This is a genomic window from Brevibacillus sp. NRS-1366 (assembly GCF_050467985.1).
The window spans coordinates 98,521-115,577 of sequence record NZ_JBITPN010000060.1; the positions used below are offsets into that span (position 1 = coordinate 98,521).

The window sequence follows — 17,057 nt, forward strand, 5'->3', positions numbered from 1 at the left end:
AGTGTGGGACCGTGGACAAGATCGACATTTCAGAGGTTTGTCAGCACTATCGAGCGCGCGTGATTCGTGTCACGCCGCTCGATGACTGCTATTTACTGGAGACGAACCGCGGCCCGAAAGAACTGCACATTTGGCCACGTGTCGATGTGATGCGCTGGTCATTTTCTTGGCGAGAACGGTTGGCTCGCCAAGGCTTTCGTGAGTTGGAACGGTTCATACGTACCCGCGAGGCCAAGCCATTTTTGGTCGTAGGCAAACAGGGAGTCACGATGACGGATCACCTGAGGCACATTGAAGCGTGTTTACCCGGGGAAGATTTCGCCAGGCAAAGCGGTCGTGTCGTCGCTATGATGCACTTGTCCCAACAGGAAAGCCCGTTGCTTGCTGGAGCCGATTATTTGAAACAGGAGCAGATGAATGCTGAATCAAAATGGGCCCATGCCAAAGCCGTAGTAGAATCCTATCGCGGTAAATTCGGTAGTGAAAAGGGGGAAATGCGTTGGGTGGCCGAGTTGATGACTCCGCTATTACAAAGGCTGGAGCGCTCGGCAACGATGCTATCCCATGAAAGTATTACTCCTGAGTCCATCAGTGTCGCTCACCGGGATTTGCTGCGTGACAACTGGGGCATGGTGAATGGCAAGCTGTACCTTCGCGGGTTCTTTCGTCCGTCGCTTTCCATTCAACAAAGAGATGTGGCGAGTTATTTACGGGACATGTATATGACTCATAAAGACCTTCGTCAGGTCGATTCCTTTTTGGACGGATATGAAGAAGTAAAACCACTTCAATACACCGATTACACGTTAATGCTCGCCTTCATGGCCAGGCCCCGGGAAGTGTGGAGGAGTGTAGAGGATTATGTAAAACGCGTCTTGAGAAATAAGGAGGTGCATGTAACGGGTATTGAACAGGCCTTGCAAAGTCAGCAGGCGGTAGACATTTTGCTACGTCATATTGCCGATCGGGCCGAGCGATCAAGGAGTGATGGAGTACATGAGCCGCTTTGAGGAAATATTTCCGTTGTTTCAGGAGTACGATATGTTTGCGCAGACAATCAATGTCTTAAAAGAACCAAACGTATTTAAGGCAGCGACTCCTTATGGCTCATATGTCTGCAAACGATCAAAGGTATCCGGGCAACGTCTGCTGTTTGTAAGCGATGTGCTTCGTGAATTGCAGCATCGTGGATGGGATGGCGCTGTCCCTTTTATTTACACCAAGTTTGATGATCCGTTTGTTGAGCTAGGGGAGCAAGCTTATTATTTGACAGCCTGGCAGCCAGGAAGCGAGCAGTGGGCAGATGAGCCATTGGCCTGGGCAACCCCGATGCTGGAACGATTAGCCGAGCTGCATCATTTGACGCAAAACTACAAATTTGACGATCCGAGACAAGTGGAGCCGTTAATCGACTCGCTGCTCAATCGCTGGCAGTACTGGCAAAATCAGATGGAAAAAGCTGCTGTAGTTGCCCAGGAGCGTCCCTATCAATCGCCGTTTGATTTGGTATTTCTCGCAAACAAAGCATTTATCGCAGAAATGGCCGACACGGCGACGGAGCTTCTAACAGATTGGCGAGAGAGGCACGAGACACATGCCCATTTTCGCTTGTCGCTCATTCACGGTTACCCCCATCCCGCGCATGTGGTACCGGATCGCTTGGGAAAAGGGAAGCTGCTTAATTTTGATCGTGCTGCTTTTGATACGCCAATTCGAGATCTGACTTTATTTTACCGAACGTATTTTCAGATGGCTGGAGATGAGATCGGCGCTTCTCAATTGTTTCACCGCTACGCTGCTATTTTTCCATTACGTCCCGAGGAGATCGAACTTCTCGCAGCTTTTCTCTCCTATCCGGAGCGCATCATGCGTGATGTTGATATTTATTACAACGGTCGGCGAGATTGGAGTGAGCTTTTCGCGGTGAAACGTCTGGAAAAAAATATGGACCGCCTGATGCGCCTGCATCGCTGGGTCCAGCAAGCATTTTAATGAGCAACGTCTCACCGCGTGGGGCGTTGTTTTTTTGAACTTATTCATAACCAATCTAATACGATGGCGACGTAAAGCAAGGCAAGCAGGCCGAGCAAAATCACATCAAAAGAAGTAGGGACGAGGATGGTCCGGACGAATTGAAAAACAAGTAAAGGAATCAAAACCTGCTTGCAGCCGTATTTGATTCGCAAATAGGTAGGATTGTACTTCCAGCGAAAATTCATAAATATCACCTCATTTCAGCTTATGCGCGGCACCTTGGGACAGTGCCTATTACATTAATGAATGGTTGTGACAATTTATTTGTAATGGGACAGCAGTGACTTTTCTCCTCCATGCAGCAGGAAATGGACAGGCGAAGAGATAAAGGTTTAAAGGGTCAGCCAAAAGGGAAGGTAAAAGGGCAGATAGGACAGGACTCATGTGTAAAGGTGATTAAAATGATGTGGGAAGCATTGGTTTACGGGTTAGGAAGCGGGGGGAGCGTCTGCATTGCGCTATTGTCGAGAAAAGGGAAGAAAGCGCAGTGGTGGGATGATGTTTCTTTTTTGCAAGGAATCGGGCTATTAGCCTGGTGCATCGGAAGTTTGCTCGCACTGTCCCCTATGTGGTGGCTCCAAAGACTGGGCCTTTCGATCTCCTTGATTACGTATGTTTTTTTTCTCCGGTCGCTGCATGTGTTTCCTCTTTCGTCTCATCCTTTCTATGAACGATGGAAAATGGTACTCGACACGGCAGCATTAGTCGTGACTTATTTGCTTTTAGTCATTTTTCATGATATATCTAATCATCTAAATGGAGATTCTCCAGTGATGGTTTATTTGCAAGGCGGATTGTATCTACTCATACCTGCGATCAGCGTTCTTTTGGCTATACGTCAATTACAGGGTACTGTGCGAACGAACCGAGGGAGATTGCTGTTTGCGACAATCTTGTTTATCGCAGTAACGATGATGACACCAGTAGCTTCTTCAGCTGTGATGGTCGGGTGTATATCGGCTTCGCTTGTTTTTCTGTTCATGGCTCACCGTGGTCTGGATCTCATTGAAACGATAAAAATGGAGAAAACAGAGTACCGCTACCTGTTTGATAGGCAGAAGTTTGGCAAGCAAGATGCCATTATGGTGCAAGTTATCTTGATTTTCATCGTTTCGTCCTTGGTTGCCATTCCGGACATTCCTTATTATGGTAGAGTGGGTCTGGGTACGGGAATCGTGTTCGGCCTGGTTCGCGTATACTTTACGAGTCGTGACAATCACGTGCTGATGAATGAGACCCTAGTAGCTGCCAGCAATCTCGAGCAGAAATATCAAAATCAACTGGCACAGATACAATTACAGAACGAGCAACTGTCGCAGGTGCTCAGGCTCAAGCAAATCTATGAGTACTTGCTGGTTGCCAGCAATGAGCAAAGCTTGCGTGAGGTGACGTATGAAACACTTCAGCAGGTAATCGAGGAACTCGTGGACACGTGGTTTGCGAAAATGGATACACTGACATTTTTGCAGGTGTCTCTGGAATCGGAGAAAAAAGAAATCTACTATTGCTTGGAGCGTGGCACCAGAAGCTACGGAGGCCATTTGTATCAGGTCGAACAGCGCATTATTGTATCCGAACAGCGAGATTCGTCATTGACACCCCGCTATGTTGCCCTGATTGCACAAATAGCGATCGTTGATCAGGAGCGTACGGAGCTAGAGCAATCCTTTTTCCAGGTGCTATTGGTAAACGTGAGAGGGCTAATCCTGCGCTGCTTGCATGAGCATCAATCTCTTTCGCTTGGCGTAATGGAAACGGAAATGGGGCTGGCGAGGCGGATTCAGTCGATGCTTATTCCCACGGAAGAATTAACAATCAAAGGTTTGCGCGCACGAACGGTGTATGCCCCGATCACCTATGTTGGCGGCGATTATGTTGATTATATTCGGATTGATGATCGTTATGTTTGTTTTATCGTGGCGGATGTATCTGGTCACGGATTGCCCGCTAGCCTCCTGGCTACGGGAATATCGAGTGCGGCAAGAGCTGTCTTACAGACAAGCTGGTCTCCCGATGAAATATTGGAGCGGTTAAATCAACTACTGTTTGAAAATTTATCGAAAACCCGTTCATTCATCACGATGCTGGTAGCCGTGTATGATAGTGTGGAGCATAAGCTTCTTTTAAGCCGTGCAGGCCACCCGCAGCCACTCTATCTCTCAGCAACAGCGAAAAAGGTCCTTGGCTGCAGTGGCGGTGTAGGTCTGGGGCTTTTGCCTGATAGCACTTACCCGCTCGAGGAAGTAGTCTTACATGAAGAGGCAATCCTATTAATCTACACAGATGGGCTGATCAACACGGGAAGAAAAGAAGTGTTCCGTTACTTACGACTATGGCTTGACGAACTATCTGAGCTATGGGACAAGCCTGGAAGCACAAATGATGCGATCATCGATCAGGTAGAATCGTTTCTGTGGACGATGATCCGTCGTGAGAAACAATTAGATGATATGTCTGTGTTGATTCTTCAATTTCATTCTGACCCTCTAACATAAGAACTAGAGCAACCGGAACAATATGAATCAAGATTTTTCCAGCGAAAAAACGTCAATGAATAGGAGGATGAACTGTGATTCTGTGTGAGCAGTGTCCGGACAATCCTGGTTGTCGTAATTGCCTGGATGCTCTGCGCTCAGGGGGCTCTGCACAAAAAGTACTTCCGCCCAGACCGGTGCACGTTACCAATCTCGCCACAATGGAGGCAACAGAAGCGCACCTTTTAGCAGTCAGTCGGACGGCGATTGGGTTGTACAGCAAGCATCAGTCTTTGCATGGACGTATGGAAGTAGAGCTGGCCGCAGATTTCCGGATTATTGGCAGTGGGCTGCGTGGGATTTCAGGTGTTCCTTATTACGTGATTGACATAGAAAAAGTACTGCGCCGAGAGGAAGTACTGGAACGATTATTACTGGATGAATTCCACAATTGGCACATGAGTGACGAGTTGAACCCGACCGACGTACTAACAGATTGGAAAGATCGGGATGATAAACGAGGGCGTCTGATCAAGCAGGAGCTGCAAAAGCTGTCCATATTGCGACAGATCGAAACGATTTTTCTTTATCTGTATGACGAAGGAAAAATCCGGTCGATCGGTTCCAATCGTGCTGACCGAGACATCGAGCTGGAGATGGGCCGATTGGTAGAGGAAGCGGCTGCGTCAGGCTCATCGGTCCGAGAACAGCTTGTCTCCTCAGACGGGCAAAGGGTATTCGAAGTGTATGCCTCACCACTGCCTGATCAGACGTGTGGAATTGCTTTGATTGACGTCACATCGGCCATTCTGGAAGAGCGACGACGCAGAAGCAGGGAATGGGAGATTTACAGAGACATCCTGGGGGTTGTTACAAAAGGCAAGCTCCTTCTGCTAAGCGACGAGGAATTGTTTTTCTTGCTTCGCGAAGGTCATAAATCTCTCTCCATGGATTTGCGAGCACCGGAACATCTCGCAGAGCTGCGTCGCTCATTCAAGCGTGCGTTGGAGCCGGTAGGACTATCGGATAAGCGGTTGCTGCAATTCATCGTAGCGGTGAACGAGGCTGCATCCAATACATTAAAGCATGGGACCGGCGGTACGATCACGCTGCATCTGTCCACTGACCAAACCTTATGCCGGGCTGTCATCCACGATACCGGACAGGGAATTGTCTTGGAAGATTTACCGCGTGCTACCCTGCAGCAAGGCTTTTCCACAAGACATTCCCTTGGGGCAGGATTTCAGGTCATGCTGCAATTCTGTGATCGCGTGTATATGGGCAGCTCGCTCGCGGGGACGAAACTAATTTTGGAATGCAGCATTTCCATATAAAGGGAAAAGTGAGAAAGTGTCAAATGTTTGTAAGTGAGTGAGAGCGGGTACTATAGTTAGTAAGAGTAGAAAAGAAAGTACGACAGTTGTACCGATACCTTTTGAGAGGAGTTAGAGCATGGACTACCGAGCAACAGAGACAAACGGGCAGGCTACGTTATTTTTCGCTGGAGAGTTGGACATGGCTGTTGGCGATCAAGTAGGTGAATTGATCCAGCAGTATGGAGGGCGGAACCAAACCGTTACTGTCGATTTTCAAGGTGTCTCCTTCGTAGATTCTTCCGGTATTGGCAGTCTCTTTTTTACAACGAAAGAATTGCTTGCCTTGGGCAAACAAGTGGAAATTGTAAATGTTCGTGAGGAAATACTGGATATACTAAGCGTGCTTGGATTTACGGAGGCACTTGGCATCGCCGTGGGAAAAGCGGAAGAAACCGGGTGAAACCGGGTTTGACGCGAAACGGCTTGATTGTATATAATAACGTAGAACTAAGCTGTCAACTACATATCTAATCAACGATGATCGGGAAGAGTAGGTCAGGATGCCTTGGCAGAGAGGAGAATCAGTTGCTGCGAGATTCTCTAAGGTGATAAATGACTGAAGGTCGCCCAGGAGTTGTTCCAGTGAAGGTAGTTCCTTAGCTGGAAACGGGTCGCAACCGTTATCTTGTCAGAGCGAACATACATGGTATAGATGCACGATGTATGTTAACAAAGGTGGTACCGCGAAATAATCCTTTCGTCCTTTGGATGAGGGGTTTTTTTATTTTCTTTTTCAAGGAGGAGTCACATATGTCAACACAGCCAACACCAGACATTGATCAGCTTTTGCCAAAAAATTATGATCCGAAAGCTGCAGAGAGCAAATGGTATCCATATTGGATTCAAAAAGAATTCTTTAAAGCTCACCGCGACCCAAATAAACAGCCGTTTACCATTGTGATTCCACCTCCGAACGTTACGGGGAAGCTTCACTTGGGTCACGCCCTGGATACGACACTCCAAGATATCATCACCCGTACGAAACGGATGCAAGGATACAGTACGTTATTTTTGCCAGGGATGGACCACGCAGGGATCGCTACACAGGCACGGGTAGAAGCCACATTGCGCGAAGAGGGAATCTCCCGTCACGATCTTGGTCGGGAAAAGTTCGTGGAAAAAATATGGGAGTGGAAGCATATTTACGCTTCACACATTCGCGAGCAGTGGGAGAAGCTGGGTCTGGCTCTGGATTTTTCCCGCGAGCGCTTTACCATGGATGAGGGCTTGTCCCGTGCTGTTCGTGAAGTATTTGTCCGTTTATATGAAAAAGGCCTGATTTACCGTGGCAATCGGATCATTAACTGGGACCCGGCAGCACGTACAGCCCTGTCTGATATCGAAGTTATTTACAAGGAAGTAAAGGGTGCCCTGCACCATATGCGCTACCCGCTGGCGGACGGGAGCGGTCATATTGAAGTCGCGACGACTCGCCCAGAGACGATGCTCGGTGATACGGCGGTAGCTGTACATCCAGAAGACGAACGTTACAAGCATTTGATCGGAAAAACAGTCATTCTGCCAATCGTTGGACGCGAAATTCCAATTGTGGCGGACGATTACGTTGATCCTGAGTTTGGTTCCGGTGCGGTTAAAATTACGCCCGCCCATGACCCTAACGATTTTGAGCTTGGCCTGCGCCATCAACTGCCGCAAATCGTCGTGATGGATGAATCCGGTACGATGAACGAGCAAGCCGGCATTTACAAAGGTCTCGATCGCTTCGCATGCCGCAAGCAAATTATCAAAGACCTGAGCGAGCAAGGCGTTATGTTTAAAATTGAGGAGCACATACACCAGGTAGGTCATAGTGAGCGCAGTGATGCGGTGGTTGAGCCGTATTTGTCTACGCAATGGTTCGTAAAAATGCAGCCGCTTGCTGACACGGCACTGGCCAATGCAGCGAGTGAAGAGAGTGTCAAGTTTGTGCCAGAGCGCTTCAAAACAAACTATTTGCGCTGGATCGAAAATATTCGAGACTGGTGCATTTCACGTCAGCTTTGGTGGGGACATCGGATTCCGGCATGGTATTGCGGGGATTGTGGTGAAACCATCGTATCTCGTGATAATGTAATGGAATGCCCGAGCTGCCACAGCCACAAGCTGGAGCAGGATAATGACGTGCTCGATACGTGGTTCTCCTCCGGATTATGGCCTTTCTCTACGCTCGGCTGGCCGGAAGAATCCGAAGACATGAAGTACTTTTATCCAACGAATGTACTGGTAACAGGTTACGATATCATCTTCTTCTGGGTAGCACGCATGATGTTTAGTGGATTGGAATTTACCGAAAAAAATCCGTTTGAAACGGTATTGATTCACGGCATTATCCGCGACTCCGAAGGGCGTAAGATGTCCAAGTCGCTCGGTAACGGTGTGGACCCGATGGAAGTCATTGAAAAGTACGGTGCTGATGCTCTGCGCTTCACTTTGGCAACAGGAAACTCTCCTGGTAACGACCAACGCTTTTACTGGGAAAAGGTGGAGGCGAATCGCAACTTCGCCAACAAGATCTGGAATGCGTCCCGTTTCGCATTGATGAATTTGACTGACGTAAGCTATGACGATATCGACACGAGCGGCGAGCTTTCCACGCCTGACAAGTGGATTCTCTCTCGTCTGCAAGCGACTATTTCTGATGTGACTCGTCTCTCTGATGCTTTTGAATTTGGGGAAGTGGGCCGTGTTCTCTACAACTTCATCTGGGATGATCTGTGCGACTGGTACATCGAAATGGCAAAGCTGCCGCTGTACGGTACGGATGAGAAAGCGAAAAAGACCACTCAATCTGTTCTCGTTACCGTCCTCGACCAGACACTCAGGCTGCTGCATCCGTTTATGCCGTTTATGACGGAAGAAATCTGGCAGGCACTGCCGCATCAAGGCGAGAGCATCACGGTAGCCGCTTGGCCAACAGCAAAACCAGAATGGGTATTTACCGAGGCAGAGAGCGAAATGAATCTCCTGATGGAAGTCATCCGCAGTGTTCGTAATATCCGTGCGGAAGTAAATGTGCCGATGTCCAAGAAAATTGAGCTGCTCATCAAGCCGAGCGACGAATCCGCCGCAGACCGTCTGACTCGCGGAGAAGATTACATTGCTCGTTTCTGCAATCCGGAGCGATTGGAAATCAATCAGCAGCTCACGACACCGGACAAAGCGATGTCTGCTGTTATTACAGGGGCGGAATTATTCTTGCCGCTTGCAGGTCTCATTGACATCGAACAAGAGCTGAAGCGTTTGGAAAAAGAGCTTTCTGGCTTGCATGGCGAGGTAGAACGTATCGAGAAAAAATTAAACAACGCCGGCTTCCTGGCCAAGGCACCTGAGAAAGTGGTAGAAGAGGAGAAAGCCAAAATGGCTGACTACATGGAAAAGCGGGATAAAGTGATTGCGAGGCTTGCCGAACTGAAGGGCGAATGATCCTTTCGCTACTCGCATATTTTTGAGAATGGAGCATTGTGGTATGCATGCAGAAGAAGAATTTGTTGATTATACACAAGCGCTTGACTGGCTGCATGGCCTTCTTGCCTTTGGTCAAAGACCAGGGCTGGATCGGATGCAATGGGTACTGGAAGAACTAGGACACCCTGAGCGCCTGGTGCCGTTCATCCATGTGGCAGGCACAAATGGTAAAGGCTCTACCTGCGCTTTTCTTACACAGATGCTGATGGAAGCAGGATACAGTGTAGGTACATTTACCTCGCCTTATTTAATCGACTTTCGGGAGCGTATCCGTTTCAACGGTAATATGATACCGGAAGAAGACTTGTTACAGTTAGTGAATGAAGTTAAAGGTTGGGTCACTCGCTGCGAGCAGGAGACGGAGTTTGGTTCCCCTACAGAGTTTGAGGTGATTACGCTGATTGCCATTCTGTACTATACGCGAGTGGCAAGACCAGCGGTGGTCGTATGGGAAACGGGGCTTGGCGGACGTTTGGATTCTACAAACGTCGTCATCCCTCTCGTCTCCGTCATCACCAACATCGGACTTGATCATACGAATGTTCTGGGAAACGATCTGGTAGATATTGCTTGGGAAAAAGCGGGGATTATCAAACCTGGTGTACCTGTTGTTACCGGAGAGAACAGACCTGAAATTCTCGCTGTATTCCAGAAGCGTGCAAAAGAAACGCGAAGTACGCTCTACCACTTTGGAAAAGATTTTTACGGGGAGCAGCTTGAGGAACAGCTCGGCGAGCAACAGATTCGATATAGCAGCATCCATAGACGCCATGAGTCCACTTACCGTTTGACGATGAACGGAATTCATCAGACACAAAATGCTGCGATTGCCCTGATGACAATTGACGTTCTTCGCAACTATTTCTCTTTTTTGCTTGAAGAGGAGGAATTGTTTCGAGGTTTGCAACAAACGCGTTGGCCTGGTCGTCTAGAAATAGTCTCCCCAAGACCTTTGGTTCTCTTGGATGGAGCACACAACCAAGAGGGGATGGAAGCGCTCGTAAGCAGTCTGGATCGTTTGTTGCCACAGGGGAAACGCTTGCATCTGCTTTTTTCAGGGCTGTTAGATAAGCCGTTGTCGAAAATGGCAGAGACGCTAGCACCGCTAAAACCCCGCATCGAATCTATACATGTGACGACATTTGACTTTCCGCGTGCGGCTGACGCTACAGCTTTGCACGATGCATTTCAATCAGGCGGCTGGGAAGAGGAACTTCTCGATACGGCTTCTGATTGGCGAGCATTTCTTATTTCTTGGATGCGGCAGAAGCAATCGGCGAAAGCGGATGACTGGCTAGTTGTCTGCGGTTCGCTCTACTTCATCGCCCAAGTACGCGCATTCTTTCCCACTACAGTAGAAGAGGCAGGTGAATAGGGTGGATCAGGCTAGGCACGTCCACTTTGTGGGCATCGGCGGATATGGTATGAGTGCCATTGCTCGCGTCTTGATAGACCTTGGATACAAGGTAACCGGCTCAGATGTCGCCATGAACGATCTGGCGAAAAAGCTGGAAGCAAGAGGGGCGGTCATTCATATCGGCCATAATGCTACTCATGTGGAGGGAGCAGACATCATTGTATACTCCACCAGCATTCCCAAAGACAATCCTGAGGTAGTCGCAGCAGAAGCCGAAGGGATTTTGGTCATGCATCGCTCCCAAATGCTCGCCCGTATTTTGAATGAACGGACAGGTGTAGCGGTAGCAGGAGCGCATGGCAAAACCACAACTACTTCTATGATTTCACACGTTTTGGAAGAGTGTGGTGTAGACCCGACGTTCATTATTGGCGGAGAGCTGATGAATGCTGGGACCAACGCCAAGGCGGGGACGAGTGACTTTGTCATTGCTGAGGCGGATGAAAGCGACGGCTCTTTCTTGGAATACCGGCCCATGTATGAAATCGTGACGAGTATTGAACCGGATCATCTGGAGCACTTTGATGGTGACTTCAATAATTTGAAACAGGCGTATGTGAAATTTCTCAGTCACCTGAAACCGGGCGGAAAAGCGATCTTGTGTATAGATGATTCGCATGTGCGGGAAGTGCTGCCGTCCGTAACAGAGACGGTGATTACGTATTCAATCGACCCAGCCGTTGCCGGGCAGGCCGAGTTCCGTGCGGCTCAGATTGAGTGCGGCGATCGTTGCAGCAAGTGCCAGATCTATCATCAAGATCAGCTTTTAGGAGAGCTCACTCTCACTGTCCCAGGCAAGCATAATATTGCCAATGCGCTGGCTGCCATCATTGTCTGCTTGGACGCTGGCTTGTCGTTTGAACAAATTACGGCCGCTTTGACCACCTTCCGTGGGGCGAAACGCCGCTTTCAGATTATCGGGGAGGCACGCGGTATTCTCGTTGTAGATGATTACGCGCACCACCCGACGGAAATCATCGCGACCTTAAATGGCGCGAGAGCTTCTGGAAGACGGGTTATCGCCGTCTTTCAACCGCAGCGCTACACCCGTACTTATTTTCTCATGGATGAGTTTAGTCGCGCTTTTGGCGAGGCTGACGAGGTGATTGTCACAGACATCTATTCGCCTCCAGGAGAGCCCAAAATTGAGGGAGTTACTTCTGAGATCTTGGTAGAGAAAATCCGTACCAACAGCCATCCGCGGGCCCAGTACATCCCGACGAAGGAACAGATGCAGGAACAAATCTTCAAAGATCTGAAGCCGGGTGACCTCGTCTTGACGATGGGAGCAGGGGATATTTGGAAATCAGCTTACTGGCTTGCAGAGAAGCTGGGAAAATAACTGTATTTGAAATGCGTGCTAGAAAGACCTGGACCAGATTGTTGGTTCAGGTCTTTCTTCATCCGTTCATAAATTTGCATAAAAAATTAGTACCAGATACTAATAGTTGGTGTTATAATCAAGTTATATAAAAGCCCATACAACAATAAAACGAGGTGATCACTTATGGAGATGAGTTCATCCCCATGTAAAGCGCGAATTACCGCCATAGGCACCTATGTCCCAAAACGTATTTTGACTAATGCAGATTTGGAACAAATGGTGGAGACTTCGAATGAGTGGATTCTCCAGAGAACGGGTATTCACGAGCGGCGCATAGCAGAAGAAAACCAATTCACAAGCCATCTTGCTATCGCTGCCATTCAGAAATTGATAAATACGTATCAGAAAAAAGTGACCGATGTTGATATGATTCTGGTTGCTACGAGCACTCCCGACTACGCTTTTCCGAGTGTAGCCAGCCAAATTCAAGCGCATTTTGGCATTGAGCAGACAGGGGCAATAGACCTTGGAGCGACCTGTGCAGGGTTTACTTATGCTCTACATGTGGCAAATGCCATGATTTGTTCTGGCTTGCACAAAAAAGTACTGGTTGTGGCTGGTGAGACACTCTCTAAAGTGACAGATTACACGGATCGTACGACATGTATTTTATTTGGCGACGGAGCAGGGGCTGTCTTGGTAGAAGGGGATGAAGCAGCTTCTGGCTTTCATTCCGCTTATTTGGGAGCGAAAGGAGACGGAGGAATTCACGTCTACCGCTCCGGCTTGTCTGGGCAAATGGATGGACGTGATTTAGCAGGGAACGGATGTATCGTCCAAAACGGTAGGGAAGTGTACAAATGGGCTGCGACAACGGTTCCGAAAGGCATGGAGCAGGTAGTCAGCCGCGCAGGCAAAAGCTTGAGCGATGTTGACTGGTTTATTCCGCACAGCGCGAATTTACGCATGATTGAATCCATTTGTGAGAAGAGTGACTTCCCCATCGAAAAGACTCTCTACAGTTTGGCTTACTACGGCAACACATCAGCTGCGAGTATTCCGCTGGCACTGGATCTGGGGATTCAAGAAGGAAAGGTAAAAGCAGGCGATACGCTCTTGTTGTATGGATTTGGGAGTGGTCTTGTCCACGCAGGTCTTTTGCTCACGTGGGATCTATAGAGAAAGACAGATAAGCCGACGGGGGCGTATGCCCGATCGGCTTTTTTTGTGCCATCAAAAAGGCTTACATTGCAAAAGGCAGTAAGTGATAAAGGTCGTTGTGTAGAAGAGAAGGAGCGGATGGCTATGGGCTTTGATTTTATGCTGGGACAAAATGAGCTGGGGCAGTTGTTGATCTATGTTCTTTTGCTCATGCTGTGTGTCTATCTGGCGTGGACGGATCTGTGCGACAGGCGAATCCCCAATCGCGTGCTCCTTCTCGGTTTAATGTTGACAACGCTTGTGACAACCGTTTTATTTCCTTCGTATCCATGGTTTTTGCGCATTGTATCTGGTGCGGTTTTGACGATCCTGTTTGTCTCTCTCAGTTTGTTTTGGCCAGCGGCATTCGGGATGGGAGATGCCAAATTGCTCGGACTTCTTGGGTATGCACTAGGGTTTAGGGCATTTGCATTTGTTCTGACGGCAGCGAGTCTTGCAGCCCTTGTGACGACACTCTACTTGCTGTTCTTCAGCAGGGCGAGGTCTGGAAGCACGTTGCCATTCGCTCCCTTTGTGGCCGTAGGTATGCTCTTGCTATTGCTTTCTTTTTTGCTAGATTTCTTTTACGAGAATTACTAGTATGTGTCATAACACGTCCACCAGAGACGTAAGCTAGTACAAAGAGCCTGTTGCTGGGAGGGCATGACTGTGAGCGGAGAAAAACGAAACAAGGTCACGGTGAAGATGAACGGGAAGTTTTGGGATCAAAAAAGAGAGGGCGCTACTGAACAACGGACGCCAAAAGAACTGCCGTCACGTGTACGGATTCAACCGCCTCCCGTTCCATTTATGGGTCCTACTCCTGTTCAAAAAGGAAATGAGGCGCTCGATCGCATGATGCAATTGCGAAGTATGACTACTGATCGTGAGCCATCGAGAGAGGCGGAAGAGAGCCTGGACCCAATCGAATTGCATGAGGAGACGCAGGAGGAAAGTCTGTTTAGCAAAAGAAAGGCAAGCAGGCTCTTACTCGCTTTTCCGAAGGGACCTCTTCTCCATACGGTCCTAACCACCGGGGGAGCGATTGCAATCGGTCTCCTGTTCGGATTCCTCGTCCTAACGGTCTTCTCCAAAGAAGATTTTTCTGAGTCGTATCGCTCGGTTCTGACAGATACGGTTCAGACGCTGACTGCTCAAGGCTCAGATACAGACGTACAGGCGATAATAGGGCCAGTTTTGCCTGACGCAGCGAGTACGAATAAAGGAAATGCTCCAACTGCAGCTGGCGGTCCGCAAAGTGACGTCCCCCTGCAGCTGCCTGAGGTTAAAATGTTTGTCGCACAAGCCGGAGTATTCCAAAGGGAAGCTGCACCGGATTCAGTGGTGGGGCCGCTCGACAAGTTAGGGATTCCTCATTTGCTCTATAAAGACAGCGCCAAGCAGTACATGTTTGCGGCGGCGGCGCCGACAAGAGATGCCGTTCTGGGATTTGCAGCCAGCTTGAAGAATAAAGGGATGGATGTTTATGTGAAAGAATTTTCTTTTCCGGCTTTTCAAGGAACGATTCCTGTTGCAAAAGCCCAAGGAGCCACGGCAAGTCCTGACCTCGGTGCCTTTTTTGCTAATGGTGTCGGGCTGACGCAAACATTATCCGCTCATTCCGGCCTGATTATTACGACAGGACAGTTAAACTCTTCACCGGAAGAGACGTCTGCGCTCAAAGAACAGCATCGTCAATTTCTGGAAGAAAGCCGATTGGTGAAGGTGCCAGATGAGTGGAAAACCCATTTTACTGGGATGGTAAATGGCATCAATCAGGCAATTGCTGCCCGAGAAAAAATGGCAGAAGCGAATGCGGGCAAAAAGGCGGAGAGCGCAGAATCCTATGCGTGGCAAGTACAGGCAGGTGTTCTCGGCTATTTGGAGAGCTACTTGGGCCTACTCCAACAGATTGAAAACAATAAATAGGCTACAGAGTGCATGAGACTTCCGCAATGTTTTCTTGCAGGGAGTCTTTTCTTTATATACAGTAACTACCAAGAGCAATCAGGGATTGTTTCACCTCTTCCCATTTGCTAAACTTATTGATGGCAAAAAGAGAATCCCTTCTAGAAAGGGAGATGGGGAAGCTATGGGGAAAGAAACGCTTATGCTGTTGTTTCTGTTGGTCAGTGGACTATTGTGCGGTAGTATTATCGGGGAGATTTTGGGTCCCTGGGTCCCTTTTCTGGCCAAGAGCAAAATGATAACATGGTCACCTGCGGCAGATTTAGAGATTTTGAAGTACAACCTGAACTTTCAGGTAAAACTAAATCTAGCCAGTATCGGAGGGCTCGCCCTCGCATTTTGGATACATCGACGAATAAAGTAGGGTGAAAAATGACGGAAACGAACACATCAACATCTCTCATTCTAGCTTCATCCTCACCTCGTCGCAGAGAGTTATTGCAAAACCTTGGCATTTCTTTTGAGGTTATGACCAGCGATGTGGACGAGACAACGGCTTCGGGCCTATCACCAGAACAAGTGGTGAAAGAGTTATCCTTGCGCAAGGCAGCGGCTGTTGCACAGCGGCTGACGGAAGGCATTGTACTGGGGTCGGATACAATTGTTGTTTATCAGGGGCAGATTTTAGGAAAGCCAGTGGACGAGAGTGATGCATTTCGGATGCTTTCTATGCTGCAAGGCCAGGAGCATACCGTTTACAGCGGAGTGGCGTTACTTGATGCTGCAACGAAGCGTGAGGAAGTATCGTATAGTCATACCCAGGTAAAGATTCGACCGCTCTCAGAAACAGAGATTGAGTCTTACATTGCTACCAAAGAGCCAATGGACAAAGCAGGTTCCTACGCAATTCAGGGCATTGGCGCCACGATCGTGGAAGGGATTACGGGGGACTATTTTACTGTTGTAGGTCTTCCGTTGTGTTTGACTGCAAATATGCTCACTCGTTTTGGTGTTACGGTTTTGTAGTTGTTTTGCTTGAGGTCAAGCGGCAACGGCCATACTTTTCGTTAATCGTCACCGATGCCAGCCGTTCCGACAAATGTGAAAATGGCTGGAGGCGTTTGAAAAATGGCAACAAATACCTGTAACAAAATAACCGTAAAAAACGTCCCTTACTATGAACGTCCTCGGGAGCGACTGCTTCGAGAAGGAGCAGTCCGTTTGTCTGATACAGAACTTCTTGCCATTTTACTGCGGACAGGCAGGGAACAAGAGACTGCCTATGAGCTAGCTCAACGGCTATTATCCAGGTTTGGCGACCTGCGAGGATTGGCCGAGGCCTCTCATGCAGAGCTAACGGAGATAAAAGGAATCGGTCCGGTCAAGGCGATTGAGATGCATGCTGCGTTTGAAATTGGGCGCAGACTAGTTGGTGTCCCTCGTCAGAGTCGGGTTTCTATCCGATTACCCCGTGATGTAGCCGACCTGATGTCATCGGAGCTAGCCCATTTGACACAAGAGCATTTTGTCTGTCTCTTTCTCAATACCAAGAACCACGTGATTGGCAAGCAGACCATTTTTGTAGGCAGCCTGGACGCTTCCATCGTGCACCCTAGAGAAGTCTTCAAAGAAGCGATCCGTCGCAGCAGCGCATCAGTGATTTGCCTACATAACCATCCGAGTGGTGATCCTACGCCAAGCAGGGAAGACATCGCGATTACGCATACGCTGCGTGAAGCGGGTGAGTTGGTGGGAATCTCCTTGTTGGATCATGTGATCATAGGGGATGGCAAGTACGTCAGCTTAAAAGAGCAGGGGTACTTATAATTGCTTGCAATTGTAAAATATCGGAAGGAGTT

Annotated in this window: 15 protein-coding genes and 1 other annotated feature; of the genes, 14 read left to right on the forward strand and 1 reads right to left on the reverse strand. The window is 48.6% G+C overall.

What is annotated here, in order from left to right; translation table 11 throughout:
* The first annotated feature begins 11 nt into the window (after nucleotides 1–11).
* Nucleotides 12–1,010 (forward strand): phosphotransferase, encoded by a 999-nt coding sequence (locus ACIFQN_RS33175; RefSeq protein ID WP_429837322.1) that lies wholly within the window; start codon nucleotides 12–14, stop codon nucleotides 1,008–1,010.
* Entirely contained in the window at nucleotides 997–1,992 is a 996-nt protein-coding gene (locus ACIFQN_RS33180) for a hypothetical protein (RefSeq protein WP_429837323.1), read from the forward strand. The genes ACIFQN_RS33175 and ACIFQN_RS33180 overlap by 14 nt, the downstream gene beginning before the upstream one ends.
* 44 nt (nucleotides 1,993–2,036) lie before the next feature.
* Here the strand turns inward: ACIFQN_RS33180 and ACIFQN_RS33185 are convergent, their stop codons facing one another.
* Nucleotides 2,037–2,219, reverse strand: coding sequence for a hypothetical protein (locus tag ACIFQN_RS33185; protein ID WP_429837324.1), 183 nt, complete (start codon nucleotides 2,217–2,219; stop codon nucleotides 2,037–2,039).
* 216 nt (nucleotides 2,220–2,435) lie between these two features.
* On the opposite strand from ACIFQN_RS33185, the gene ACIFQN_RS33190 reads away from it, so the two are divergent.
* The 12 genes from ACIFQN_RS33190 (at nucleotide 2,436) to radC (ending at nucleotide 17,025) form a co-directional block, all read left to right on the forward strand.
* Nucleotides 2,436–4,529 (forward strand): PP2C family protein-serine/threonine phosphatase, encoded by a 2,094-nt coding sequence (locus ACIFQN_RS33190; protein WP_429837325.1) that lies wholly within the window; start codon nucleotides 2,436–2,438, stop codon nucleotides 4,527–4,529.
* 74 nt (nucleotides 4,530–4,603) lie between these two features.
* Nucleotides 4,604–5,842: an ATP-binding protein gene (locus ACIFQN_RS33195; protein WP_429837326.1), complete on the forward strand. Its 1,239-nt coding sequence runs from the start codon at nucleotides 4,604–4,606 to the stop codon at nucleotides 5,840–5,842.
* Nucleotides 5,843–5,960: 118 nt separating this feature from the next.
* The gene (locus ACIFQN_RS33200; RefSeq protein WP_429837327.1) at nucleotides 5,961–6,284 is read left to right on the forward strand and encodes an STAS domain-containing protein; all 324 of its coding nucleotides are present in this window, start codon (nucleotides 5,961–5,963) and stop codon (nucleotides 6,282–6,284) included.
* A gap of 68 nt (nucleotides 6,285–6,352) precedes the next feature.
* Nucleotides 6,353–6,592: a binding site (T-box leader), on the forward strand.
* A gap of 42 nt (nucleotides 6,593–6,634) precedes the next feature.
* On the forward strand, nucleotides 6,635–9,307 hold the full coding sequence (locus tag ACIFQN_RS33205; RefSeq protein WP_429837328.1) for a valine--tRNA ligase: 2,673 nt from the start codon (nucleotides 6,635–6,637) through the stop codon (nucleotides 9,305–9,307).
* Nucleotides 9,308–9,350: 43 nt separating this feature from the next.
* Nucleotides 9,351–10,724: a bifunctional folylpolyglutamate synthase/dihydrofolate synthase gene (locus ACIFQN_RS33210; RefSeq protein WP_429837329.1), complete on the forward strand. Its 1,374-nt coding sequence runs from the start codon at nucleotides 9,351–9,353 to the stop codon at nucleotides 10,722–10,724.
* 1 nt (nucleotide 10,725) lies between these two features.
* Complete coding sequence (gene murC, locus ACIFQN_RS33215) at nucleotides 10,726–12,108, forward strand: UDP-N-acetylmuramate--L-alanine ligase (RefSeq protein WP_429837330.1); 1,383 nt, start codon at nucleotides 10,726–10,728, stop codon at nucleotides 12,106–12,108.
* Between the two features lie 165 nt (nucleotides 12,109–12,273).
* Entirely contained in the window at nucleotides 12,274–13,269 is a 996-nt protein-coding gene (locus ACIFQN_RS33220; protein WP_429837331.1) for a ketoacyl-ACP synthase III, read from the forward strand.
* A gap of 126 nt (nucleotides 13,270–13,395) precedes the next feature.
* A complete protein-coding gene (locus ACIFQN_RS33225; protein ID WP_429837332.1) occupies nucleotides 13,396–13,890 on the forward strand; it encodes a prepilin peptidase in 495 nt (164 codons plus the stop codon).
* A 63-nt stretch (nucleotides 13,891–13,953) separates the two neighbouring features.
* A complete protein-coding gene (locus ACIFQN_RS33230) occupies nucleotides 13,954–15,219 on the forward strand; it encodes a hypothetical protein (protein WP_429837333.1) in 1,266 nt (421 codons plus the stop codon).
* Between the two features lie 163 nt (nucleotides 15,220–15,382).
* On the forward strand, nucleotides 15,383–15,622 hold the full coding sequence (locus tag ACIFQN_RS33235) for a DUF4321 domain-containing protein (protein WP_429837334.1): 240 nt from the start codon (nucleotides 15,383–15,385) through the stop codon (nucleotides 15,620–15,622).
* A gap of 8 nt (nucleotides 15,623–15,630) precedes the next feature.
* Nucleotides 15,631–16,224, forward strand: coding sequence for a Maf family protein (locus ACIFQN_RS33240; RefSeq protein WP_429837335.1), 594 nt, complete (start codon nucleotides 15,631–15,633; stop codon nucleotides 16,222–16,224).
* Between the two features lie 102 nt (nucleotides 16,225–16,326).
* Nucleotides 16,327–17,025: a RadC family protein gene (gene radC / locus ACIFQN_RS33245; RefSeq protein ID WP_429837336.1), complete on the forward strand. Its 699-nt coding sequence runs from the start codon at nucleotides 16,327–16,329 to the stop codon at nucleotides 17,023–17,025.
* Nucleotides 17,026–17,057 lie beyond the last annotated feature (32 nt).

Excerpts from the sequence above, each read along its gene's own strand:
- ACIFQN_RS33180 (WP_429837323.1), top strand. The coding sequence starts at position 997 with ATGAGCCGCTTTGAGGAAATATTTCCGTTGTTTCAGGAGTACGATATG.
- ACIFQN_RS33185 (WP_429837324.1), bottom strand. The coding sequence starts at position 2,219 with ATGAATTTTCGCTGGAAGTACAATCCTACCTATTTGCGAATCAAATAC.
- ACIFQN_RS33190 (WP_429837325.1), top strand. The coding sequence starts at position 2,436 with ATGATGTGGGAAGCATTGGTTTACGGGTTAGGAAGCGGGGGGAGCGTC.
- ACIFQN_RS33200 (WP_429837327.1), top strand. The coding sequence starts at position 5,961 with ATGGACTACCGAGCAACAGAGACAAACGGGCAGGCTACGTTATTTTTC.
- ACIFQN_RS33205 (WP_429837328.1), top strand. The coding sequence starts at position 6,635 with ATGTCAACACAGCCAACACCAGACATTGATCAGCTTTTGCCAAAAAAT.
- ACIFQN_RS33210 (WP_429837329.1), top strand. The coding sequence starts at position 9,351 with ATGCATGCAGAAGAAGAATTTGTTGATTATACACAAGCGCTTGACTGG.
- ACIFQN_RS33220 (WP_429837331.1), top strand. The coding sequence starts at position 12,274 with ATGGAGATGAGTTCATCCCCATGTAAAGCGCGAATTACCGCCATAGGC.
- ACIFQN_RS33225 (WP_429837332.1), top strand. The coding sequence starts at position 13,396 with ATGGGCTTTGATTTTATGCTGGGACAAAATGAGCTGGGGCAGTTGTTG.
- ACIFQN_RS33230 (WP_429837333.1), top strand. The coding sequence starts at position 13,954 with ATGACTGTGAGCGGAGAAAAACGAAACAAGGTCACGGTGAAGATGAAC.
- ACIFQN_RS33235 (WP_429837334.1), top strand. The coding sequence starts at position 15,383 with ATGGGGAAAGAAACGCTTATGCTGTTGTTTCTGTTGGTCAGTGGACTA.
- ACIFQN_RS33240 (WP_429837335.1), top strand. The coding sequence starts at position 15,631 with ATGACGGAAACGAACACATCAACATCTCTCATTCTAGCTTCATCCTCA.
- radC (WP_429837336.1), top strand. The coding sequence starts at position 16,327 with ATGGCAACAAATACCTGTAACAAAATAACCGTAAAAAACGTCCCTTAC.